This window comes from Streptomyces sp. NPDC025833, assembly GCF_055558055.1.
Genome location: NZ_JBVHNF010000002.1, coordinates 1 through 21,716, shown reverse-complemented (window position 1 = coordinate 21,716; position 21,716 = coordinate 1). Strand labels below are relative to the sequence as shown.

20 protein-coding genes and 1 pseudogene are annotated in these 21,716 nt (G+C 73.0%); 15 read left to right on the top strand and 6 right to left on the bottom strand.

Annotated features, from left to right (window positions below; translation table 11 throughout):
* The first annotated feature begins 317 nt into the window (after positions 1 to 317).
* The 3 genes from ACZ4K2_RS02805 to ACZ4K2_RS02795 are packed head-to-tail and all read left to right on the top strand — an operon-like array spanning position 318 to position 1,859.
* Positions 318 to 629 (top strand): TraR/DksA C4-type zinc finger protein, encoded by a 312-nt coding sequence (locus ACZ4K2_RS02805; RefSeq protein ID WP_467469778.1) that lies wholly within the window; start codon positions 318 to 320, stop codon positions 627 to 629.
* A gap of 49 nt (positions 630 to 678) precedes the next feature.
* Positions 679 to 1,062, top strand: coding sequence for a TraR/DksA family transcriptional regulator (locus ACZ4K2_RS02800; RefSeq protein WP_467469776.1), 384 nt, complete (start codon positions 679 to 681; stop codon positions 1,060 to 1,062).
* Positions 1,059 to 1,859, top strand: coding sequence for a rod shape-determining protein (locus tag ACZ4K2_RS02795; protein WP_467469774.1), 801 nt, complete (start codon positions 1,059 to 1,061; stop codon positions 1,857 to 1,859). Before ACZ4K2_RS02800 ends, ACZ4K2_RS02795 begins: the two co-directional genes overlap by 4 nt.
* A gap of 94 nt (positions 1,860 to 1,953) precedes the next feature.
* Here ACZ4K2_RS02795 and ACZ4K2_RS02790 read toward each other — a convergent pair.
* Positions 1,954 to 2,037 (bottom strand): annotated as a pseudogene (locus tag ACZ4K2_RS02790) (YciI family protein); the annotation flags it as partial.
* Between the two features lie 80 nt (positions 2,038 to 2,117).
* On the opposite strand from ACZ4K2_RS02790, the gene ACZ4K2_RS02785 reads away from it, so the two are divergent.
* The gene (locus tag ACZ4K2_RS02785; protein WP_467469772.1) at positions 2,118 to 3,230 is read left to right on the top strand and encodes a DmpA family aminopeptidase; all 1,113 of its coding nucleotides are present in this window, start codon (positions 2,118 to 2,120) and stop codon (positions 3,228 to 3,230) included.
* Positions 3,231 to 3,683: 453 nt separating this feature from the next.
* On the opposite strand, the gene ACZ4K2_RS02780 is transcribed toward ACZ4K2_RS02785, so the two are convergent.
* The 4 genes from ACZ4K2_RS02780 to ACZ4K2_RS02765 all read right to left on the bottom strand — a co-directional run bounded on the left by ACZ4K2_RS02780 (position 3,684) and on the right by ACZ4K2_RS02765 (position 9,269).
* Positions 3,684 to 4,724, bottom strand: a complete 1,041-nt coding sequence (locus ACZ4K2_RS02780) for an oligopeptide/dipeptide ABC transporter ATP-binding protein (protein WP_467469770.1) — start codon at positions 4,722 to 4,724, stop codon at positions 3,684 to 3,686.
* Positions 4,721 to 6,691 carry a dipeptide/oligopeptide/nickel ABC transporter permease/ATP-binding protein gene (locus ACZ4K2_RS02775; protein ID WP_467469768.1) on the bottom strand — a complete coding sequence of 657 codons (1,971 nt, stop codon included), beginning with the start codon at positions 6,689 to 6,691 and terminating at the stop codon, positions 4,721 to 4,723. The genes ACZ4K2_RS02780 and ACZ4K2_RS02775 overlap by 4 nt, the downstream gene beginning before the upstream one ends.
* Positions 6,691 to 7,641, bottom strand: a complete 951-nt coding sequence (locus tag ACZ4K2_RS02770) for an ABC transporter permease (protein WP_467469766.1) — start codon at positions 7,639 to 7,641, stop codon at positions 6,691 to 6,693. Before ACZ4K2_RS02770 ends, ACZ4K2_RS02775 begins: the two co-directional genes overlap by 1 nt.
* A gap of 80 nt (positions 7,642 to 7,721) precedes the next feature.
* On the bottom strand, positions 7,722 to 9,269 hold the full coding sequence (locus ACZ4K2_RS02765; protein ID WP_467469764.1) for an ABC transporter substrate-binding protein: 1,548 nt from the start codon (positions 9,267 to 9,269) through the stop codon (positions 7,722 to 7,724).
* A gap of 245 nt (positions 9,270 to 9,514) precedes the next feature.
* On the opposite strand from ACZ4K2_RS02765, the gene ACZ4K2_RS02760 reads away from it, so the two are divergent.
* From ACZ4K2_RS02760 to ACZ4K2_RS02730, 7 genes are all read left to right on the top strand, one after another.
* Entirely contained in the window at positions 9,515 to 10,189 is a 675-nt protein-coding gene (locus ACZ4K2_RS02760; RefSeq protein WP_467469762.1) for a FadR/GntR family transcriptional regulator, read from the top strand.
* A 251-nt stretch (positions 10,190 to 10,440) separates the two neighbouring features.
* Positions 10,441 to 11,445, top strand: coding sequence for an acetylxylan esterase (locus ACZ4K2_RS02755; protein ID WP_467469761.1), 1,005 nt, complete (start codon positions 10,441 to 10,443; stop codon positions 11,443 to 11,445).
* Positions 11,446 to 11,471: 26 nt separating this feature from the next.
* Entirely contained in the window at positions 11,472 to 12,950 is a 1,479-nt protein-coding gene (locus ACZ4K2_RS02750) for an exo-alpha-sialidase (protein WP_467469759.1), read from the top strand.
* Between the two features lie 69 nt (positions 12,951 to 13,019).
* Positions 13,020 to 13,979 carry a dihydrodipicolinate synthase family protein gene (locus ACZ4K2_RS02745; protein WP_467469757.1) on the top strand — a complete coding sequence of 320 codons (960 nt, stop codon included), beginning with the start codon at positions 13,020 to 13,022 and terminating at the stop codon, positions 13,977 to 13,979.
* Positions 13,976 to 14,923, top strand: a complete 948-nt coding sequence (locus tag ACZ4K2_RS02740; RefSeq protein WP_467469755.1) for an ROK family protein — start codon at positions 13,976 to 13,978, stop codon at positions 14,921 to 14,923. The genes ACZ4K2_RS02745 and ACZ4K2_RS02740 overlap by 4 nt, the downstream gene beginning before the upstream one ends.
* Positions 14,920 to 15,606 (top strand): N-acetylmannosamine-6-phosphate 2-epimerase, encoded by a 687-nt coding sequence (locus tag ACZ4K2_RS02735; protein WP_467469753.1) that lies wholly within the window; start codon positions 14,920 to 14,922, stop codon positions 15,604 to 15,606. Before ACZ4K2_RS02740 ends, ACZ4K2_RS02735 begins: the two co-directional genes overlap by 4 nt.
* A gap of 411 nt (positions 15,607 to 16,017) precedes the next feature.
* The gene (locus ACZ4K2_RS02730; protein ID WP_467769944.1) at positions 16,018 to 16,587 is read left to right on the top strand and encodes a peptidylprolyl isomerase; all 570 of its coding nucleotides are present in this window, start codon (positions 16,018 to 16,020) and stop codon (positions 16,585 to 16,587) included.
* Positions 16,588 to 16,775: 188 nt separating this feature from the next.
* Here ACZ4K2_RS02730 and ACZ4K2_RS02725 read toward each other — a convergent pair whose 3' ends face one another.
* Positions 16,776 to 17,819, bottom strand: coding sequence for a hypothetical protein (locus ACZ4K2_RS02725; RefSeq protein ID WP_467469749.1), 1,044 nt, complete (start codon positions 17,817 to 17,819; stop codon positions 16,776 to 16,778).
* Between the two features lie 302 nt (positions 17,820 to 18,121).
* Between ACZ4K2_RS02725 and ACZ4K2_RS02720 the strand changes: the two genes are divergently transcribed.
* From ACZ4K2_RS02720 to ACZ4K2_RS02705, 4 genes are all read left to right on the top strand, one after another.
* Positions 18,122 to 18,703 (top strand): hypothetical protein, encoded by a 582-nt coding sequence (locus tag ACZ4K2_RS02720; protein ID WP_467469747.1) that lies wholly within the window; start codon positions 18,122 to 18,124, stop codon positions 18,701 to 18,703.
* Positions 18,585 to 19,316, top strand: a complete 732-nt coding sequence (locus ACZ4K2_RS02715) for a peptidase dimerization domain-containing protein (protein ID WP_467470462.1) — start codon at positions 18,585 to 18,587, stop codon at positions 19,314 to 19,316. The genes ACZ4K2_RS02720 and ACZ4K2_RS02715 overlap by 119 nt, the downstream gene beginning before the upstream one ends.
* 160 nt (positions 19,317 to 19,476) lie before the next feature.
* Positions 19,477 to 21,156 (top strand): PP2C family protein-serine/threonine phosphatase, encoded by a 1,680-nt coding sequence (locus ACZ4K2_RS02710; RefSeq protein ID WP_467469745.1) that lies wholly within the window; start codon positions 19,477 to 19,479, stop codon positions 21,154 to 21,156.
* A gap of 167 nt (positions 21,157 to 21,323) precedes the next feature.
* Entirely contained in the window at positions 21,324 to 21,527 is a 204-nt protein-coding gene (locus ACZ4K2_RS02705) for a cold-shock protein (protein ID WP_467479269.1), read from the top strand.
* Positions 21,528 to 21,716: the final 189 nt, after the last annotated feature.

Below are 21,716 nucleotides of genomic sequence, written 5' to 3'. Positions count from 1 at the left end.
GTCCATGGTGCCGCAGTGCCCGAGTGAGCCCGCGACCAGCCTCCCCCTCGCACGCGCGCGCCGTCCATGGGGCCCGCACCCCATTTCCCCTGGTCACCACCATCCACGGGACCACCGCATGGATCTCTCACCCCCACGCAAATGGGGCCCGCGCCCGATGGCCGTCCGCCGCGGGTCCGGCCAGGGTGGAGAAGGCACCACCCCACCGGCGGGCGGTCCGGCCGCGCCACCGGGCCGCCCGCCTCCATGACGGGCCGGTGCGAACCGCCGTACGACCCCGGGCACGACCCGGGCACGACCCTGGAAGGGAACCAACCATGTCGCTCGATGTCACCCGGGCCGGTAGCCACCTGCACGAGGCCCGCCAGCGCCTCGACCACGCCCGCACCTCCCGGCTGGCACAGCTCCAGGCGCTCGACGAGACCGGACGGGACGCGGACGATCCCCTGATGTCCGAGCAGAAGACCGCCATGCAGCAGATCCTCGAAGAGATCGCGGAGGCCTTCGCCCGCCTGGAGGACGGCACCTACGGAACCTGCCTGGGCTGCACCAAGCCGATCCCCGCGGAACGGCTGGAGATCCTCCCCTACACCCGCTACTGCGTCGCCTGCCGGCTCCGCACCGCCTGACCGTCCCCGTACGCATCTTCCCCACCGCGCCATGACGAGGGGTGACAAGGTGAACCAGCAGACCGTCCACCAGGCCATCGGCGGGCACACGACCGTCCTGTCCGCCGAGGACCTGGCCGCGCTGCGCGAGAACCTGAACGAACAGCTCCTGTTCCGCCAGGAGCAGTTGCGCCGGCTCGCCGGACCGCTGACGTCCCGCGCCGACGAGCGGCCGGCCCGGCAGACCGCCGCGCAACTCGAGGTCAGCGTGAAGCTCGCCGCGTCCGCCCGCATGGTCCTCACCGACGTCGAGGCGGCCCTCCGGCGCATGGACGAGGGCTCGTACGGCACCTGCCACCTGTGCCGGCGCCCCGTCGACCGGGAACGGCTGAGGATAGTGCCGCAGGCCCGCTACTGCGCCCGCTGCCAGCAGGCCAAGGAGGCCGTTCCATGACCGACACGCGCCGGCCGTACGCCGTACCGACCCGGCACCGGCCCTGGCCGCTGTGCCGGCACTGCTGCGGGATCGCCCTGGACATGGGCAGTGCCCGCACCCGGGCCTGGATCGCCGGCCGCGGTGTGGTCGTCGACGTGCCCACCGTGACCTTCCCCGGCGCGGGGGCGGTCCACCCCATCCAGCGCGGCACGATCATCGACGCGCCCGGCTGCGCCCGGATGCTCCAGCGCCTGCTCGCGGACCGGCTGCCCCGCCTCGCCCGCCCCATGGTCATCGTCACCGCTCCCGTCCTGGACGGGCTCGCCTACCGCACCCAGGCCCGCACCGCGGTCGACGTACTGCGCCCGCGCAGCGTCCTCACCGTGCCCAGCGCCCGGGGCATCGCGCTGGCCGCCGGCGCGGACCTCTCCCGCCCGCTGCTGGTGGTGGACGTCGGCGCCCACCTCACCGAGGCGGTGCTGCTCGGCGACGGCGCCGTCACCGACGCGCGCCGCACCGCCCTGGGCACCAGCGACCTGGACGACACCACCACCCCCGGGCAGATCGCCGAAGCGGTCACCCGGATGCTGACCGCGATGCTCCACCAGGACCGCACCTCGCTCACCGCCGACGCCCTGCGCCGCGGCATCCTCCTGGCCGGCGGCGGCGCCCTGCGGCCCGACATCAGACACGAACTCACCGTCCGGCTGCCCACACCACTGCGCACGGTCCCCGCGCCGCACACCGCGGCGGTCCGCGGCGCGGTCAAACTCCTGCAGGCCGCGCACACGCACCCGTCGGTGACAGCGGACTGACCACCGGCACCTGCACCGGCCGGGGACCGTCTCCACAGAGGAGGACGGTGGGCGGTCCGCGGGCTTCGGCGGTGATGTCGGTGGACGACCTCGGTCAGGACGGGCGCCCGCCGAACTGCCAGGTGTGCACCTCGATGCCGGCGTACCGGTCCGGGGTCAGGACGGCTCGTGCCGTGTCGATGCTCCTTGGCCACGGGGCCGGGGACGCGGACGCTCCGGTCCGTTGGCATGCCGGCCGGGCACGCCTAGCATCCTGGCATGACGCGAGCCAGGGACTTGGGGATCGGGGCCGGATGGGGTCCCAGCGGGGACCGCAACGCCATCACCGACGTGCCTGGAGTGCGCGTGGGGCACAAGACCCTGGTCCGGGGCGACAGCGTGCGGACCGGTGTCACCGTCGTCGTGCCTAGGCCAGGGCCTGCGATGTGGCGGGATCCGGTGTTCGCCGGGTCGCACACCCTGAACGGGAACGGCGAGTTCACCGGGCTGGAGTGGATCGGCGAGGGCGGGTTGCTGGAGACACCGATCGCCCTCACCAATACGCACAGCGTCGGTGTCGTCCGTGACGCCCTGGTGGCCCACCAGACCGCGCGGCGCGGCCCGGATGAGGAGTACTGGGCGCTCCCGGTGGTCGGGGAGACCTGGGACGGCCGACTCAACGACGTCAACGGACAGTGCGTCACCGCGCAGGATCTCGTGGACGCGATCGAAGCGGCCGCGGGCGGGTGCGTCGAGGAGGGGAACGTCGGAGGGGGCACCGGCATGATCGCCCACGGCTTCAAGGGAGGCATCGGCACCGCCTCCCGCGTCGTCGACGACGGCGAAGGCGCCTACACGGTCGGCGTCCTGGTTCAGGCCAATCACGGCACACGGGACCGCTTCAGCGTCGACGGGGTCCCGATCGGACCGCAGACCGCGGACATCCCGCTTCCGGGAGTGCCTGGCGCGGCTGCCGGCCCCGGGCGGCTTCCCGACGGGTCCGGCAGCATCATCGGCGTGGTCGCGACCGACGCCCCGCTGCTTCCCACCCAGTGCCGGCGCCTGGCACAGCGGGCCGCTCTCGGTGTCGGCCGGCTCGGGGGCGTGGGGGAGCACTGGAGCGGGGACATCTTCCTGGCGTTCGCCACCGGCAATTCCGGCCTGGCGGGCGCCTACGGCACGTCCGGCGTTCCGGAGATCGCGATCCGGATGCTGCCCAACCGCCGGATCAGCGAATTGTTCGCCGCGGTCGTGGACGCGACCGAGGAAGCGGTCCTGAACGCGATCCTGGCCGCACGCACCATGGTCGGGCGTGGCGGTTTCGTCGCGCACGCGCTGCCCGCCGACAGGCTCCGCTCGATCCTCGCGGCCGCCCGTACGACGGCACGGTGACGCCGCAGACCGGCGGACCGCGCCCGGCCCGCCCGCGGTACGGGCCACAGCGAGGGCGGGCAGGCCGAACAGGGCGGGGGCGGACACGGGCGCCCGCGTCGCCGGCGGAGGGCACCCGGGTGCCGTCGACGACCGTGCTCATGAGCCGCGGTCCGGTCGCCCGGCGCCGGCGGCGTCCCGCTCCGGCCCGGGCAACATGAACCCGCCCACCAGCCATCCCCGTTCCATCAGCCGCTTCAGCCGGACCCCCGCTGCCTCGACACGGGAGGCGGAGGCGTCGTCCCGGCCCAGCCCAGCCCGGTACGGCCGCCGCCCGACGGGCTCCGGCGGCGTGTCAGGGAGCCCGGAGGACGGTGGAGCCGACCGCGAGGACGGCGTGCCTGTGCGGTACCCGGAAGCAGCCACCGCCGCGCCCCGGGCGCAACCATCCGCGCCCCGGACGCCGGCCCGCCGTCAGATGCCGTCGCCGACGGCGGACGCCGACGAAAGGGATGTGGCACGCCCCGCGGCAGGCTGCGGATGCACACAGTGCCAGCGGTGTCCCTCGGCGCCGCCGGTCGCCGCCGGGAAGGCGGTGGCGCAGGCGTCGTCCGCCTTCCAGCAGCGGGTGCGGAACGGGCATCCGGTCGGAGGGTTGGTCGCCGACGGCACCGGCCCGTGCAGAACGATCCTCTCCGGACGTTCGAGCAGGCTCGGCGTCGCCGAGAGCAGCGCCTCGGTGTACGGATGCCGGGACGCGCCGCAGACGTCGGCGGCCCGGCCCTCCTCGACGACCCGCCCGAGGTAGAGCACCGCGACGCGGTCCGCCAGGTAGCGCACCGTCTGCACGTCGTGCGAGATGAACACCATGCCCAGGCCGAGCCGGGCGCGCAGGTCCACCAGCAGGTTGAGGATCTGGGCACGCACGGACACGTCCAGGGCGCTGGTGGGCTCGTCGGCGACGATCAGCTCCGGTTCCAGGGCCAGGGCCCGGGCGATGGCCACCCGCTGGCGCTGGCCGCCGGAGAGCTGACCGGGCAGCGCCTCCAACGTGTGGCCGGGCAGGCCGACCAGATCGAGCAGTTGCTCCACGCGCTGCTCACGCGCGGCGCGGGAACCACGCTGATGGACGTCCAGCGGGTCGCGCAGGATGCGCCGTACGGACAGCCGCGGATTCAGCGCGGTGGAAGGGTCCTGGAAGACCACCCCTACGGCGGGACCGAACCGCGACCGCCGGTCGGCGCCGCTCATCTGCCACAGGTCCTCGCCCTGAAAGAACACCCGGCCCTGTGTGGGGCGTTGCAGCCCGGTGACCACGCGGGCCAGCGTGGACTTGCCGCAGCCCGACTCGCCGACCAGGCCGAGGATCTCGCCGCGCCGGACCTCCAGGGAGGCGTCGGTCAGGGCCTGGACCGTGTCCCGGCGCAGCAGGCCGCCGCTGCGGGCCTTGTGCCGTACGTGGATGCCGTCGAGCCGGATGAGAGGGTCCATGGCGGTGTCCTTCGGAGCGGTCATCGGGTGCCCTCCAGCGGCATGGCCGACCGGGCCGCGGGCGCCGGGTGGTGGCAGGCGAGCAGGTGGTCCCGCGCGCCGGCCCGTTCGCCGGGCGGAGGCGGGGTGGTGGCGCACAGCTCGGTGGCGGCGGTGCAGCGGGAGGCGAACCGGCACCCGGAGCCGAAGGCCCTGGGCGCGGGGACGACACCGCGGATCTGGTGCAGCCGTTCGGCACCCGCCTCCAGGGAGACGACCGAGCCGAGCAGCCCGCGGGTGTAGTGGTGCGCGGGGTCGGTCAGCAGGGACCGGGTGGCCCCGACCTCGGTGACCTGGCCGGCGTACATCACCGCGACCCGGTGCGCGAGGTCGCCGACCAGGGCCAGGTCGTGGGAGACGAGCACCATCGCGAAGCCGAGTTCGTCGCGCAGCCCGGCCAGCAGCTCGACCACCTGCGCCTGCACGGTGACGTCCAGCGCGGTCGTCGGCTCGTCGGCGATGAGCAGCCGCGGGCTGCGGGAGAGCGCCATGGCGATGAGCACGCGCTGGCGCTGGCCGCCGGAGAGCTCGTGCGGGTAGCTGCGCAGGGTGCGCTCGGGGGAGAGGCCGACCAGCTCCAGCAGTTCCGCGGGGGTGCGGGTGCCGCCGCGGGAGGTGAGCCACTTGAGCTGGGTGCCGATCAGCACGGACGGGTTCAGCGACGACATGGCGTCCTGGTAGACCATCGCGATCTCCGGCCCCATGAGCTCGCGACGTTCCTTCGCCGACAGCTTCAGCAGGTCCTGGCCGCGGTAGAGGATCTCACCGTCCGCCTCGGCGTTGCGGGCGAGCAGGCCCATGACGGCGAGGCTGGTGATCGACTTGCCGCAGCCCGACTCGCCGACCAGGCCGAGGGTTTCGCCCTCGCGGACGGTGAAGGAGATGCCGTCGACGACGCGGGTGTCGCCGTAGCGGTCGGGGAAACGGATCGACAGATCGCGTACGACGAGCAGTTCGGCCGCGTCGTCGGGCAGCGGCGCGACGGCGGGCTCCATGACCGCGAGCCGGCCGGCCAGTTCGGCGAGCGCGGCGTCCACCTCGGCCTGGTCGGCGGCCGGCCGGACCGCCGGGCCGTCGTCGCCGCCGGAACCGCCGGTGCGGGACGTGTCCGGGGTCGCGGAGGCGTCGGTCATGCCCTCGGAGAGGACGTTGAGGGCCAGCACGGTGATCAGCAGGCACAGGCCCGGGAACAGGGTGGCCCACCAGCCTCCGGACAGCAGGAGCTGGCGGCCGTAGGCGAGGACGCTGCCCCAGCTCGGGTCCGGGTCCTGGACGCCGGCGCCGATGAAGGACAGGCTGGCCTCGAAGATGATGGAGTCGGCGACCATGACGGTCGCGAACACCAGCACGGGCGCGGCGCAGTTGACGGCGACGTGCTTCACCACGATGTAGCCGCGCCGGGCGCCGATGACGTGTTCCGCGGCGACGTAGTCCTCGCCGTACTGCGAGAGCACGTTGGCCCGCACGACGCGGGCGAGCGAGGGCGCGTAGACGAAGGCGATGGTGGAGATGATGACCGGGACGCTGGGCCCGAACACGGCGACGAGGACGGCCGCCAGGGCGATCGGCGGGAACGACATCATGATGTCGAGCATGCGCATCACGGCCTCGTCGGCGAACCTGCGCGAGGTGGCGGCCAGCGCGCCGAGGAACGAGCCGATCAGCACGGCGAGCAGGGTGGCGCCGAACCCGATGGTGAGGGAGTAGCGCGCACCGTGCACGACCCGGGCGAAGATGTCGCGGCCGGCCCGGTCGGTGCCGAACCAGTGGCCGGCGCCCGGCGCCTGGGCGGGCGTGCCGGTGGTGAGCGGGTCCTGGGTGAGCAGCGGGGCGAGGACCGCGCCCAGGACGACGACGAGGAGGACCGCGAGGGCGATCCGTGACGGCATGCGCAGCCGGCGCAGGCGGGCACCGGGGGCCAGCCGCTCGGCGAGGGAACGTGGGGCGAACATCACACCGTCCTGATGCGCGGGTTGACGAGCAGGTAGAGCAGGTCGACGATGACGTTGACCAGGAGGAAGGCGACCGCGATGGTGAGCACGGTGCCCTGGACCAGACCGACGTCGCCCCCGGTGACCCCTTCGAGGATCAGCTTGCCCATGCCGGGCAGGTCGAAGATCGCCTCGATGACGACGGCGCCGCTGAGCATGTAGCCGACCTTGACGCCGAGCACCGTCAGCGGGGTGACCAGGGCGTTGCGCAGCACGGACCGGATGATCAGGAACGGCGGAAGGCCGCTTCCCCGTGCGGTGCGCACGTAGTCCCGGTCGAGTTCGGTGACCATCGAGGTGCGGATGAGGCGCGCCAGCGACGAGGCGACGGGCAGGGCGAGGGACAGCGCGGGCAGCGTCAGGCTCTTGAGCCATCCGGAGAGGGAGTCGGCCGGGTTGACGTAACCGCCGGTGGGGAAGAGCGGCATGTTCAGCGCGAACTGCTGGATGAGCAGCACGCCGAGCCAGAAGGAGGGCAGGGCGATGCCGGCCATCGACAGGACCCGGAAGACCTGGTCCGGCCAGCGGTCCCGGTGGACGGCGCTGGTGACGCCGAGGACCAGCGCGAGCACGATGGCCAGCGCCAGGCCGAGCAGGGTCAGTTGCAGCGTGAGCGGGAAGGCGGTGGCGATCCGGTCCGTGACGGGCTGGCTCGGCGACATGGTCACGCCGAGGTCCAGGTGCAGCAGGTCGCCCAGGAAGGCGAAGTAGCGTACGGGCAGGGGGTCGTCGAGCCCGTGTGCCTGGGCGAACGCCGCCCGCGCCTCGGGGCTCGCCGAGTCGCCGAGGGCGTTGTACGCGGGGTCGGTCGGCGAGAACTGGAGGACCACGAAGACCAGCAGCGTGATGCCGAGAACCATCACCGGCATCATCGCGACGCGGCGCAGCGCGAGCCGGAGAAATGCAACCATCTTGAGGTTCCTAGAGATCGGGACGGGGGCCGTCGCTCAGGGGAACCGGAGCGACGGCCCGACGGCCTGGTGTGCGGGGATCAGGCGCGGCCGACGTCGATGAAGGACAGCCCGGTGGTGGGCAGCGGCTTGAACCCCGTCAGCGCGCCCTCCTGCCAGGCGGTGGGCAGCTTCCGGTGCAGCAGCGGGTACAGGGCCGCCTCGTCGGCGACGAGATCGGTGACCTTGCCCCACAGCTCCTTGCGCCTGCCTTCGTCGGTCTGTGCCGAGGCCTGGTCGAGCAGCGACTTGAGCTGCTTGTACGCCGGGGTACCGGCCCACCCGTAGCGCTTCTCCGGCCAGAAGCCGTAGTAGAACCAGCGCAGCAGCAGGTCGGCGTCGTTGCCGAAGACGGACGGGTCGCCCGGCGCGGCCAGGGCGTCGAAGTCACCCTTGTCGATCTTGGCGTACTGGGCGGCGGACTGCTGGATGTCGAGCTTGGCGTCGACGCCGACCGCGGCCCAGCTCTCCTTGATCAGCGGCGCGATGTCCTTGACCCAGCCGTTGTCCGTGAGCATCAGGGTGAAGGAGAGCCTGCCCACACCCGCGTCGGCCAGCAGCTTCTTCGCCTTGGCGGGGTCGTGGCCGTAGACGGTGGCGGCCTTGTGGTAGTCCGGGTGCGTGGCCGGCACGTAGCCGGTGGCGGCCGACGCGTTGCCCAGCAGCGCGGTGGAGATGATCTTGTCGGTGTCGAGGGCGTAGTGCAGGGCCTGGCGCACCCGCTTGTCCGCGAAGCGCTTGTCCTTGCAGTTGAACATCAGGAAGAGCAGCCCGAAGGACTGGACGGACTCGACCTTGTTCTTGCCGGTGAGGCCCTTGACGTCGATGTAGGGAACGTCCTCGATGGCCTGCACACGGCCCGACTGCAGCGCGCTGACCCGGGCGGACGGGTCGGAGATCAGGTGCCAGACCATCTTCCTGGCCTTGGCGGGGTGGGGGCCGTTGTACTTGTCGTGGGCCGCCATGACGATCTTGTCCTCGCGGACCGCCGAGACGAAGCGGTACGGGCCCGAGCCGACGGGCTTGGCGTCGAACGCCTTGGGGTCGGCCTCGACGATCTTCTTCGGGACCACGCGCACCACGGATATGCGGGAGGGGAAGAGCGGGAACGGATACTTCAGCTTGAACTCGACCGTCGACCGGTCGAGCGCGGCGACCTTGTCGATGAACGGAACGAACTGCGCCATCAGCGAGGCGTTCTTCTCGTCGAGGACGCGCTCGAAGCTGAAGACGACGTCCTGCGCGGTGACCGGCGAACCGTCGTGGAAGGTCGCGCCCTTGCGGAGCGTGGCCCGGTAGGTGGTCGCGTTGATCCTCGTGGGCATCCCGGTGGCCAGTGCGGGCCGCGCCACGAGGGTGGTCGGGTCGAGGTCCACCAGGCCCTCGAAGATGTGCATGTTGGCGGCGTACGGGGTGGCGCCCGAGGTGATCATCGGGTCGAATCCCGTGGAGAGAGGATAGGACACGCCGGCGTCGATCGTGTCGCCGCCCGACGCCCCGGCGCCACCCCCGCTGGACGCGGGACCTCCGCAGGCCGTGAGGCCCGCGGTCACCGCGGTGGCCACGCCGATGGCGCTGGTGTATCTCATGAATGCGCGGCGGTCGACGCCGGCTGCGCTGTGCGCGGGCAAGGGTTCCTCCAGGCGGGAGAACGGGAGAGTGGTGGAGCAGGGAGGAGACGAGCGAGTTCAACGCCCCGCATGGGCATAAGACGTCTGATGTCTGATGCTTGGTAAGGTGGGAACGTAGTCCGGTGATCGAAAGGGGTCAAGAGGTGGTCGGGTGGGGGACGGCGCAGTCCAAGGCTGCACGGCAGCCGTTGCGGCAGGAGGTCGTGGACGGAATCAAGACCTACATCCTGCGCAATGAGCTGCGTCCGGGGGATCCGCTGCCCACCGAGCCCGAGCTGTGCGAGGCTCTGGGGGCGAGCCGCTCCAGTGTGCGCGAGGCGATCAGGATCCTTGCCGCTCTCGACATCGTCGACGTGCGGCACGGGCGCGGTACCTACGTGGGCAGGCTGAGCCTGTCCGCCCTGGTGGAGAGTCTGACCTTCCGCGGTCTGCTCAGTCCCGACGACGACTTCCAGGTGATGTCCGACCTGATCGAGGTGCGCGAGCTGTTCGAGCGGGGCATGGCCGACCGGCTGGTCACCTCGCTGGACGCGCGACAGATCGACCGTCTCGCCGAACTCGTCGGCGAGATGCGCAAGGCCGGCGGCGGCCGGGGCAAGGGGCTCGTGGAGGCGGACCGAGCCTTCCACACCCTCCTGCTGGAGCCGCTGGGCAACGACCTCATCGGCCAGCTGTCCACGGCGTTCTGGGACGTCTACGTCATCGTCGCCCCGCACCTCGACGTCTTCACGCACGAACACGAGGCCGCCACCATCGCCAACCACCAGCGCATCGTGAACGCCGTCCGGGACCGGGACCCGGCGGAGTTCGCGGCGGCGCTGACCGAGCACTACGCGCCGGTGCGACAGCGCATCGCGGAGGCTCGCAGCCACCGCTGACACCTCGCTTCACCGCGCCGCGGCGAAGGCCCTGACGGACGGCCTTCGCCGCTTTCGCATGCCGTGCCGGCCTCGCGCGCGCAATCCCCGGACCGGACAGGGCACTTGACGGCCGCCACCCGGCGTCTTTATCGTCCCTGGACGACAGACGTCTGACGTCTTCTGTCCTTGCCCGGAGGGGCGCCGACGGTCTCCCTCCGCTCCCACCTCGTTCTGTGCCACGCGCACGCCTCACCCATCGGGGCCTCCACATGCCACTGACGGACCTCACGCTCGCCCAATGCCTGGCGCTGCGACCCGACCTCGCCGAACCCGCCGACCTCGACGCCTTCTGGGACGAGACTCTGCGTCAGGCCCGGGCCCTCGCGGGCCCACCGGCCTTCACACCGGTCGACACCGGCCTGACCCAGGTGAAGACCTACGACGTGACCGTCCCGGGCTTCGGGGGCGAACCCGTCAGCGGCTGGCTGCACCTGCCCGCCACGGCGGACGGTCCGCTCGGCTGCGTGGTGGAGTTCCTCGGCTACGGACGCGGCCGGGGCCTGCCGCACGAGCAGGTGCTCTGGGCCAACGCCGGACACGCGCACTTCATCATGGACACCCGCGGCCAGGGCTGGTCCACGGCCGGCGGGGACACCCCCGACACGGCCGCACTGTCCGGCACCGTGCCCGGGTTCCTCACCCGCGGGATCGAGAACCCCCACGACCACTACTACCGGCGGGTTTTCACCGACGCCGTCCTCTTCGTGGAGGCGGCCCGCGCGCACCCGGCCGTCGACCCGGACCGGGTCGTCGTGACCGGACACAGCCAGGGCGGCGGCATCACACTGGCGGTCGCCGCGCTGACTCCGGGCCTGGCCGGGGTGATGCCCGACGCGCCGTTCCTGTGCGACATCCGGCGCGGGGCGACCGTCGCCGGCGCACCCCCCTACACCGAGATCGCGGAGTACCTGAGCCTGCACCGCGACCGCACCGAGACGGTGTTCGGCACCTTGTCCTACATCGACGCCGCGGTCCTCGCCGCACGCGCCACCGCACCGGCGTTCTTCTCCATCGCCCTGATGGACGACGTCTGCCCGCCCTCGACGTGCTTCGCCGCCTACCACCGCTACGGCGGCCCCAAGGACCTGCGGGTCTACCAGTTCAACGGCCACGAGGGCGGCGGCGGCCACCACCGGCGCGAACAGCTCGCCTGGGCGCGGGAGCTGCTCGCCGGCCCCCGCGACTCCCCCCTGTACACGCCCCGGCCCGCCTGATCCTCCACCTGAGAAGAGGTTGATCCATGCAGCGCAGAGTCCCTCTTGCCACCCTCGCCACGACCTTCGCCGTCCTGGCCGCCACCGTCCCCGCCGCCCGCGCGGCCGACACGGGCGCCACCACGGCCGCGACCGGCACCCTCGTCTCGCAGGACCTCGCCACCGCGGGAACCGGCTCCCCCTACTACCGCATCCCCGCGCTGACCAGAACCGGCAAGGGAACCCTGCTGGCCGCCTACGACGCCCGCCCGACCCTCGGCGACCTGCCGGGCAACATCGGCGTGGTCCTCAGGCGCAGCACCGACGGCGGGACCACCTGGCAGGCCCAGCAGGTCGTGCGCAAGGACGCCGCGCCCACCGGCTACGGCGACCCGAGCCTCCTCGTCGACCGGGAGACCGGACGGATCTTCCTCTTCTACGCGGCCTCCGTGAACCAGGGCTTCCCCGGCTCGGGGACCGGCAACGACGAGAGCGATCCCGACATCCTCCAGACGGACTACAGCTACTCCGACGACGACGGCCTCTCCTGGAAGAGCGCGCGGATCACCGCCCAGATCAAGAATCCCGCCTGGGGCGGCATCTTCGCCGCCTCCGGCGAAGGCATCCAACTGCGCCGCGGCGCCCACAAGGGCCAGCTGATCCAGCAGTACGCGATCCGCTCCAACGGCGCCAACTACGCCGTCAGCGCCTACAGCGACGACCACGGCGCCACCTGGAGGACGGGCACCCCGGTCGGACCCGGCGGCGACGAGAACAAGACCGTCGAACTCTCCGACGGCCGGGTCATGCTCAACACCCGCTCCGCCCCGTACCGCAAGGTGGCCTACTCCAGCGACGGCGGTGTCACCTACACCCCCTTCCAACAGGACACCGAACTCCCCGACCCCGGCAACAACGGCTCCCTCGCCCGCTTCGCACCGGACGTGGACGCCACGCACCCGCGCGCCTCCTGGCTGATGTTCAGCAACACGGCGACCACCAACAGCCGCAGCGACCTCACCGTCCGGCTGTCCTGCGACAACGGTCAGAACTGGCCGGTGCGCAAGACCGTCGAAGCCGGCTCCGCCGCCTACTCGACGCTCACACCGCTCGGCGACGGCACCGGCTCGAACCCCCGGGTGGGGCTGCTGTGGGAGCGCGCCGACTACCAGCACATCACCTACTCCTCCTTCGACCTCAAGTGGCTCGGCGGGGTCTGCGCGCCGGTCACCGTCACGCCGCCCGCCGCGCTGCCCGCGGGAAGGACCACCGAGGTCACCGTCCGCGTCGTCAGCCAGAACGACGTCGGCCTCCCCTCCGGCACCGTCTCCCTCACGCTGCCGACCGGCTGGAGCGCCCCCGCGGTGACCGTGCCCGCGCTCGACCCGGGCCAGGGCGCGAACATGAAGATCCCCGTCACCGTGCCCGCGAGCGCCACCGCGGGCGCCGTGGCGACGACCGCGGCCTACGAGGTCCGCGGCACCCAGCACTCCTACGGCGGCACGACGCTCACCGTCACGCCGTAGCCGGACCCGGGCCGCCGCCCGGTCGGCGGCCCGCCCCCGTACCACCACCAGCACAGCCCAGGAGACACCATGTCCTCGTCCCAACCCCTGCGCGGCGTCGTGCCGCCCGTCTGCACCCCTCTGGATGCGTCGGGCGAGGTAGACACCGCCTCGCTCACCCGGCTCGTGGAACACCTCATCGGCGGGGGAGTGCACGGACTGTTCGCCCTGGGCTCCAGCAGCGAGGTCGCCTTCCTCACCGACCGGCAGCGCGCCGTGGCCCTGCGGACGGTCATCGAGGCCGCCGCCGGCCGGGTCCCGGTACTCGCCGGCGTCATCGACATGACCACCCCGCGCGTACTGGAACACGCCGATGCAGCCCGCAAGGAGGGCGCCGGCGCCCTGGTGGCGACCGCCCCCTTCTACACGCGGACACATCCCCGGGAGATCGCCCGCCACTTCCGCCTCGTCCGCGAGCGTGCGGACCTGCCCCTGTACGCCTACGACCTCCCGGTCTCCGTGCACACCAAGCTCTCCGCCGCCCTGGTGCGCGAACTCGCCGAGGACGGCACCCTGACCGGCCTCAAGGACAGCAGCGGGGACGAGGGCTCGCTGCGCCGGCTCCTGGTCGAACTCGGCGGCCGCCACGGCCGCGCCTACGGCCCCGCCCCCTCGTTCAGCATCCTCACCGGTTCCGAACTGACCGTGGACGCGGCCCTGCTGGCCGGCGCCGACGGAGTCGTGCCGGGTCTCGGCAACGTCGACCCCGCCGGATACGTGCGCCTCTACGACGCCGTGCGGGACGGCGACCTGGACGGCGCCGTGAAGGAGCAGGAGCGCCTCGTCGAGTTGTTCGGCATGGTCGACGCGGGAGCGGAGAGCGAGATGGGCCGCAACTCCTCCGCGCTGGGCGCCTTCAAACACGCACTGCGGCTGCTCGGGGTGTTCGAGAGCGGCACGACCGCCGCCCCGCAGATCCCGCTCGGCGACGCCGCGATCGCACAGGTCGAGCACCGGCTGCGTGCCGCCGGGCTGCTCCCGGTCCGATGACGGAGCGGACGCCCGGCGCGCCGGTGATCGGTCTCGACCTGGGCGGCACGAAGATCGCCGCCGCCCTGGTCGAGGCCGGCGGTACCGTCTCGGCCCGGCACAGCGTGCCCACCCCGGCGACACGGGGCGCCGAGGCGGTGCTGGACGCCCTGGCCTCGGCCGCCCGCACGGTGCGGACGCCGGGCACCGCCGCGATCGGTGTCGCCGCCGCCGGTGTGATCGACCCTGCCACCGGCACCGTCGTCAGCGCGACGGACACGATCCGCGGCTGGACCGGCACCGCCCTGGCCGCCGGCCTCGCCGCCCGCACGGGACTGCCCGTGGCCTGCGACAACGACGTACGCGCCGCCGCGGGGACGGAACTCGTGGACCTGGACGACGACGGCACGCTGATCTACGCGGCCATCGGAACCGGCATCGGAGGCGCTGTCGCCGCCGCGGGAACCATGCTGCACGGCACCGCGGGCGTCGCCGGGCACCTGGGCCATCTGCCCAGCCCCGAGGCGGCCGGGCTGCCCTGCACCTGCGGCTCCTCGGGCCACCTGGAGGCCATCGCGGCGGGCCCCGCCATCACCGCGCTCTACGCGCGGCTCGGCGGGGCCCCGGCCGACCGCCTGCAGACCGTCGCCGAACGCGCGGCAGACGGCGACGCGCACGCCGTCTCGGCCATCACCCTGGGCGCCCGCGCGGCGGGGCGTGCCCTGGGCGGCCTGGCCAACGCACTGGACCCGCACCGCGTCGTGGTCGCCGGTGGTGTGCCGGGCATCGGCGCACTGTACTGGGACGCCCTGTGCGCGGCCTTCACCGCCGAACTCCTGGCCCCCCTGCGGTCGCTGCGTCCCGTGCCGCCGCGCGGCGGACCCGACGCGGCGGTCCTCGGAGCGGCCGCGCTCACCCGGACCCTGCCCCTGCACCACCCCCGCACCACTGGAGCCCAGCGATGACCCCGCTCCCGACCAGGCCACTGGCCGAGGCCCTCGACGGCCGTCTGATCGTCTCCTGCCAGGCACCCCCGGGCGACCCGATGCGCCACACCGACACCCTGGTCCGCATGGCCCGGTCCGCCGAGGCGGGCGGTGCCGCGGCCGTCCGGGTCAACGGCCCGGAGGTCGTCGGGGCCGCCGTCGCCGCCGTCGGCCTGCCGGTGATCGGCCTGTGGAAGGACGGTGACACCGGCGTCTACATCACGCCGAGCGTGCGTCACGCCCTGGCCCTGGTGGAGGCGGGCGCCACGGTGGTCGCGGCCGATGCCACGGCGCGGGCGCGTCCGGACGGCAGCACCTTCGCGGAACTCGTCACCGCCGTCCACGCGGCCGGCGCGCTGGTGATGGCCGACGTCTCGACGCTCGACGAGGGCCGCAGGGCCGCGGAACAGGGCGCCGACCTCGTGGCGACGACCCTGTCCGGATACGTGCCGGGCTCACCCCGGCAGAGCGGGCCCGACCTCGGGCTCATCGCCGAACTCGCCGCCGCTGTCGGCGTCCCGGTCATCGCCGAGGGCCGCATCGCGACACCGGCCCAGGCCGCCCAAGCGCTGGCAGCGGGCGCGACGAGCGTAGTGGTGGGCACCGCCATCACCGCCCCGACCGCACTGACCAGACTCTTCGCCGAGAGCCTCGGGCGCTGAGCCCTTGACGACGCGGCAGTGGGACTCCGGGGGCACACCGAGTGCCGCCCGGCGGCCCGCCGCCCCGCCCGGTGCAGGTCCGGGTGCAACGGCGCTCACTACCTCCACGCCAGTACACCAGTGTCCCCAGTGACTTTCGGTGCCGTCGATGCAGCTGGGAGGCGGATGCGGCTCGCGGGCGGGTTCTCGCCCGCCGGGCCGCGCTCTATACTGCGACGGCTCCGAAGCCTGGCGATCTTTTGGAGGGTGTGCAGGATGAACCGAGTTCTCATGACCGCAATGGCGGCAGCGGCGTTGGTCGTGTCCGGGGGTGGCACCACCGCCTCCGCCGCCGATGCCCCGCCGCGAACCACGCACGGTCCTTGTCAGTACACCCAGACCCCGGACGACCCGGCGGCGCGGCGGGTTCCCCTGCCGCCCGACCCGCGGCACACCCCCGGTCACGGCACGCTCGGTACGGCTGTCCGCACCAGCCAGGGCCCGCTCCCGCTGAGCCTGGACCGGGCGAAGGCGCCGTGCACGGTCCAGAGCTTCGTGCACCTGGCGCGGCACCGGTTCTACGACCGCACGGTGTGCCATCGGCTGACGGCGTACCCGACGCTGAAGGTCCTGCAGTGCGGCGACCCGACGGGCACCGGTGAGGGTGGGCCGGGGTACAAGTACAAGGACGAGTTGCCGGTGGACCTGCCACCGGTACCGAGCGATCCCACGGGCGCCCGCCGTCTTTACGGCCGCGGTGTGCTGGCGATGGCCAACGCCGGTCCGGACACGAACGGTTCGCAGTTCTTCGTCGTCTACGGAGACTCCACGCTGCGACCCAACTACACGGTGTTCGGCACGGTCGGCGCCGCCGGCCTGAAGACGCTCGACAAGATCGCTGCCGGCGGTATCCAGCCGACTGCGCAGGATCCGGCGCCTGTCGACGGCACGCCCGTGCTGCGGACCGAACTGCTCAGCGTCCGGCCGGCCTCCCGGCCCTGACAACTGCGGCGCGCTCACCGTGGGTCCGGCCACGTGCCCGGTCTCACGGTGAGCGCCCGCGTCAAGGAGGGGGCAGGACCCGGCGCGATCCTGCCTGAGCTGATGGGCGTGTGCGGGAGAGTGCCATCGCGGCAGGAGCTGCCGGTCCCGCTCACGTACGGGTGCCGGTGCCGCACTGCGAACGGCCGCTAGTCCCCGCCGCCGTCCCCGCCGTCGCTCCCGCCCGAGTCGCCGCCGTCCCCTCCGTCGGAGCCCCAACCGTCCCCGCCGCCGGGCTCGTTGTCGTCGCCGCCCCTGCCCAGATTGCTGAACCAGGGCAGGCCCCAGTCGTCGTCGCCGGCGACCGGCTCAGTGTCCCGCAGCCGGCGCACCGGTGCCCGGAACCGCGCCAGGCCCGTCGTGTCCCCGAGCCCGAAGGCGACGGCGAAGACCTGCGCCATGACGGCGTCCAGCGGGTCCACGCTCTCGTGCCGCACCGCGGCCAGCGGCGCCAGGACCGTCCCCGGCTCCGCCCCGGGCCGACGCGAGGGCCGCGTGAGCAGGGCGACGCGCTGTTCGTCGCGCAGCAGCCACGAACGCGTCGGGTCCTCCCGCCGCAGCACCCAGTGCCGCTCGGCCAGCCGCACCTCCACCGAACTCCTCGACTTGCGCAGCTTCTTCGTGAGCGCGAGCTGCGCCGGAACGTCGCCGACGGTCACGTACAGACCCTTTGCCGGGTCCGCGGAGTCGGGGCGGAAGCCGTGCGGCGCCCGGACCCGTACGACGGGAGCGTGCGGCCCCCACACGTCCACACGCACCAGACGCCGGTCCACGGCGACGGTGACCGGCCCGGCGGGCCCCGGCGCGATCCGCCGCGCCAGCCACAGCGGCACCCCCTCGGCCCGCGCCCGCTGCGCCAGCGCCGCCACCCCGTCCGGCCCACCGCACTGCCGTACCGCCAACTCGCCCAGCCGGTGGGCGAACTCACCGGCCCGGCGCACCCGCACCGGCGTGGCGGTCCCGGTGACGCGCGTCACCGGTACGACACCGGCGCCGTCCCCCAGCCGCTCCAGCGGGCGTTCCGTACCACCGCCACCGAGCCAGCAGCCGCGCTGGAACGCCTCCGCCATGGCCGCGAGGTTCAGCTCGCCCAGTGGCGTGGTCACCCTGCCCCGGCGCAGACCGGCCCCAGTCAGCTCCACAGTGCGCGCGAGCGGATTCCGCGACCGCTCGCCGTAAAGCACCTGACTCACGTAATCCCCCGAACGCATGCAGTTCAGCCGGCGTGCCGGGCCCCGGCACGCCGCGGCGAGGTTACCGCCCGGTGGGGTGGGGCTCTCTCCCCGGGGCAGGGCGGCGGTGCGGCGGCGGGCTCGGTGCGCGGGGGTGCCCAGGCGGCGTACGGACGTTCCGCGGTACGCCGTGCCCCGGGGCGGCGGACGCCCCGCGCCGGTGGTCCGGGCCCCATTTTGGCGATCACCGTCCGTTCTCGCATACCCACACGCGATCGCGGCCACCCGGAGGGCCACAGGCCACTCGTCCCTGGAGCCTCCTGATGCCCGCCACCATCGACACCGTGCACACCGCCATCGGCCGGGAGACGGCCGGCCTCGCCGAGCGGCTCTGGCGCGTCGCGCTCGACCTGCACGCGCACCCGGAGACGGCCTTCGAGGAACACCGCTCCGCCGGCCTGCTCACCGGGGAGCCGGAGGCCGACGGCTTCACGGTGGAGCGGGGCGTGGCCGGCATGCCCACCGCCTTCACCGCCAAGGTCGGCAACGGCGCGGGCCCCCGGGCCGCCCTGCTGCTGGAGTACGACGCGCTGCCCGGCCTCGGCCACGCCTGCGGGCACAACCTCATCGCCGGCGCCGGCCTCGGTGCCGCACTGGCCCTGCACCGCGCCCTGCCCGGCATCGACGGGACACTGCTGGTCGTCGGGACTCCGGCCGAGGAGGGCGGCGGTGGGCAAGGTCGAGGAGGTCGAGGCGGGCGTCTTCGAGGGGGTGGACGCGGCCCTGATGTCCCACCCGGGCGTGTACAGCTGGTCGTCGGCGCCGCTCACCGCCCAGGTGCAGTACCGCGTGGCCTTCCACGGCCGGGCCGCGCACCCCACCGGCGACCCGACCGAGGGGCGTGACGCGCTGGCCGCCCTCATCCGGCTGTTCACCGCCCTGGACGGGCTCCAGCGCAGGCTGCCCGAGGGCTCCCACGTCCAGGGCATCATCACCGAGGGCGGCAAGGCGACGAACATCGTGCCCGAGTACGCGGAGGGACGCTTCGGTCTGCGCGGCGCGACCGGTGACGACCTGGACGCCCTGATCACCGAGCTCACCCGGTGCGCCGAGGGCACCGCCCTGGCCACCGGAACGCGCGCGGAGGCCGGACAGGCGTCGGTCCGCTACGAGCACTTCCGCGACAACGCGGTGCTCTCCGGTGCCTTCGCCCGGCACCTGCGACGGGCCGGCATCACCGTCGGGGACCCGGCACCCGGCGTCTACCTCGGCTCGTCCGACATCGGCAACGTCAGCACCGCTGTGCCCGCCATCCATCCGTTCGTGGCCATCCTGGACTCCGACGCCTCCGACCACACTCCCGAGTTCGCGGCGGCTGCGGCCGGCCCCCGCGCCAGGCGGACGATGCTCGCCGCCGCCGAGGCCCTGGCCTGCACCGCGGCGGACGTGCTCCTCGTGCCGGGCCTGGTGGACAGCGCCTGGGCCGACCTGCGCGCGAAGGCGGCCGCGGGCCTGTGAGCCATGCGGCGGCCGCGGCCCGGCCGGGCAGCCCGTAGGGTTCGCGCGAGCGGGGTAGTCCTTTGGGGGACACCGCGTGGCGCGTGTGGTCGCCGGTCGTGCGGCTGGTCGCGGCCGTGGTCGGTGTCGGGTGTGGCTGGTTCTGGGAGGCGATGCGGTGATGGCTGAGGCCGGGGTGGAGGCCATCGGGGCCGGCGCCTACGTGGTGGACGCGCAGGGACGCGTCCTGGTGGTGAACAGTGCGGCGGAGCGCCTGCTGGGCTGGCCGGCGGGGGAGCTGGAGGGCGAGGACGCCCATGACGCGCTGCACCGCGGGCCGCAGGGGCAGCTGCTGCCGGCCTCGCGGTGCACCATGCGGCAGGCCTTCCACGCGGGCACCACGGCACAGGGCCGCGGGGAGTTCTTCGCACGGGCCGACGGCTCGCTGCTGTCGGTGGCGTGGGTCATCACTCCGTACACGCTGGCGGAAGGAGAGGCGGGGACCCTCGTCGTCTTCCACCCCGAGTCGGTGCCCGGTCCGCCGCCGGTCGCCGAATGGGCGGGCGGGTCACTCGGTGAGCTGGAGCGGCTGGCGTTGCTCGCGGAGACCACGACCCGGCTGACCTCGACGCTGGACGTGGACGAGGCGCTGCGGCGGCTGGTGTCCCTCGTGCTGCCGCGGCTGGCGGACTGGGCGGTCATCGACCTCATCACCGAGCGCGACGAGGTGTGGCGCACCGCGGTCGTGGAGGCCGATGGCGTTCGCCTGCGTCATCACGAGGACCTCCAGGGGCCGATGCCGCCGGTTCCGGAGAGGTCGTCGATGCCGTTGTCCAGGGCGCTGCGGGGAGTCGCCGCCACGCTCGCCGGTCCGGAGACGTACCGGCGTGCCCCGGACTCGGGCATCGCCGTCGAACAGCGCCGTCTGTTCGAGGCCACCGGTTTCCATTCGGCGGCCATCGCGCCCATACGCAGCACGCGGGAGGTGCTCGGAGCGCTGACCCTGGGCCGGTCCGCCCGTGCCGGTCATTTCACCACCGCTGATCTCACCCTGGTGGAGGACATCGCCCGCCGTGCGGGGCTGGCCCTCGACAATGCCCGCCTCTACCAGCGTCAGCGCAAGGTCGCCGAGACGATGCAGAACCACCTGCTGCCGCAGATGCCACGGGTGCCCGGACTGGAGATGACCGTCCGCTACCTGCCCGCGCCGGACGCGTCGCAGGTCGGCGGTGACTGGTACGACGCCTTCACGCTGTCCGACGACGCCACGGCCCTGGTCATCGGGGACGTCGTGGGCCACGATCTGGAGGCCGCCGCGGGCATGGCCCAGTTGCGCAACATGCTCCGGGCCTACGCCTGGGGGCACGACGAGCCGCCCAGCCGGGTCGTCCAGCGCCTTGACGAGGCGATCATGCCGATCACCGACGTCGCGATGGCCACGCTCGTCCTCGCCCGCCTGTCCCGTACCGGAACCGGCGGCTGGCAGCTGACCTGGACCAACGCCGGGCACCCCCCGCCCCTGCTGGTCACCCGCGACGGCCTGGCCGAGTACCTCACCGAGGGGCACGGCATGCTGCTGGGCACGGGCGTCGGCAGCGCCCGGCGGGACGCCACGGTCGTCCTGCCGGGAGGGTGCACGCTGCTGCTGTACACCGACGGTCTGATCGAGGCGCCGGGGCGCACCCTCGACGAGGGCATGAAGCAGCTGCGGCGCCATGCCGCGGCCCTCGCCCACCGTCCCCTGCCGTCGTACCCGGACCAGCTCCTGAACCGTGTGCGTCCGCCCGGCCATGACGATGTCGCGCTCCTCGCCCTGCGGACGCCCGAGGAGCCGGACCCGTCCACCGGCCCGCACCGCTGACCAGTGGTGGCTGGGGTGCGGGGAGGGGTGTGTGTTAGGGTCGGGGTGTTGCAGTTTTGGTACCCATGAAGCTATGTGCGCCTGACGGGAATGTTTCTCCTGCAGGCGCATTGTTTGTTTTCCGGCGTCTTCCGGATGGGGCCTCTGCCTGTTTGGAGGATGTTGTTATGGCGCAGGGCACGGTTAAGTGGTTCAACTCTGAAAAGGGTTTCGGTTTCATTCAGCAGGACGGTGGCGGTCCGGACGTGTTCGCGCACTACTCGAACATCGCGTCGCAGGGTTTCCGTGAGCTGCTGGAGGGCCAGCGGGTGTCGTTCGATGTGACGCAGGGCCAGAAGGGCCCGCAGGCGGAGAACATCGTCCCGGCCTGATCGTCCGGGGTTGCTTGATGACCGGGGTCCGTGCACCGCTGTGGTGGTGTGCGGGCCCCGGTTCGTGTTGTTTCTCGAGGGAAGGCAGAGGGTGGTATGTCCCGCAGGCGTGTGCAGTCCGGTCGGCGTGGTGCGGGTCCGGGGCGTCCGGGTTCCGCGGCGGGATCTGGATCGGGGTCGGGTTCGGGG

Coding starts and splice junctions, on each gene's coding strand:
- ACZ4K2_RS02735 (WP_467469753.1), top strand. CDS start 14,920: ATGACCCCGCTCCCGACCAGGCCACTGGCCGAGGCCCTCGACGGCCGT.
- ACZ4K2_RS02720 (WP_467469747.1), top strand. CDS start 18,122: ATGCCCGCCACCATCGACACCGTGCACACCGCCATCGGCCGGGAGACG.
- ACZ4K2_RS02765 (WP_467469764.1), bottom strand. CDS start 9,269: ATGAGATACACCAGCGCCATCGGCGTGGCCACCGCGGTGACCGCGGGC.
- ACZ4K2_RS02770 (WP_467469766.1), bottom strand. CDS start 7,641: ATGGTTGCATTTCTCCGGCTCGCGCTGCGCCGCGTCGCGATGATGCCG.
- ACZ4K2_RS02710 (WP_467469745.1), top strand. CDS start 19,477: ATGGCTGAGGCCGGGGTGGAGGCCATCGGGGCCGGCGCCTACGTGGTG.
- ACZ4K2_RS02705 (WP_467479269.1), top strand. CDS start 21,324: ATGGCGCAGGGCACGGTTAAGTGGTTCAACTCTGAAAAGGGTTTCGGT.
- ACZ4K2_RS02745 (WP_467469757.1), top strand. CDS start 13,020: ATGTCCTCGTCCCAACCCCTGCGCGGCGTCGTGCCGCCCGTCTGCACC.
- ACZ4K2_RS02755 (WP_467469761.1), top strand. CDS start 10,441: ATGCCACTGACGGACCTCACGCTCGCCCAATGCCTGGCGCTGCGACCC.
- ACZ4K2_RS02715 (WP_467470462.1), top strand. CDS start 18,585: ATGTCCCACCCGGGCGTGTACAGCTGGTCGTCGGCGCCGCTCACCGCC.
- ACZ4K2_RS02805 (WP_467469778.1), top strand. CDS start 318: ATGTCGCTCGATGTCACCCGGGCCGGTAGCCACCTGCACGAGGCCCGC.
- ACZ4K2_RS02750 (WP_467469759.1), top strand. CDS start 11,472: ATGCAGCGCAGAGTCCCTCTTGCCACCCTCGCCACGACCTTCGCCGTC.
- ACZ4K2_RS02785 (WP_467469772.1), top strand. CDS start 2,118: ATGACGCGAGCCAGGGACTTGGGGATCGGGGCCGGATGGGGTCCCAGC.
- ACZ4K2_RS02780 (WP_467469770.1), bottom strand. CDS start 4,724: ATGACCGCTCCGAAGGACACCGCCATGGACCCTCTCATCCGGCTCGAC.
- ACZ4K2_RS02795 (WP_467469774.1), top strand. CDS start 1,059: ATGACCGACACGCGCCGGCCGTACGCCGTACCGACCCGGCACCGGCCC.
- ACZ4K2_RS02740 (WP_467469755.1), top strand. CDS start 13,976: ATGACGGAGCGGACGCCCGGCGCGCCGGTGATCGGTCTCGACCTGGGC.
- ACZ4K2_RS02775 (WP_467469768.1), bottom strand. CDS start 6,691: ATGTTCGCCCCACGTTCCCTCGCCGAGCGGCTGGCCCCCGGTGCCCGC.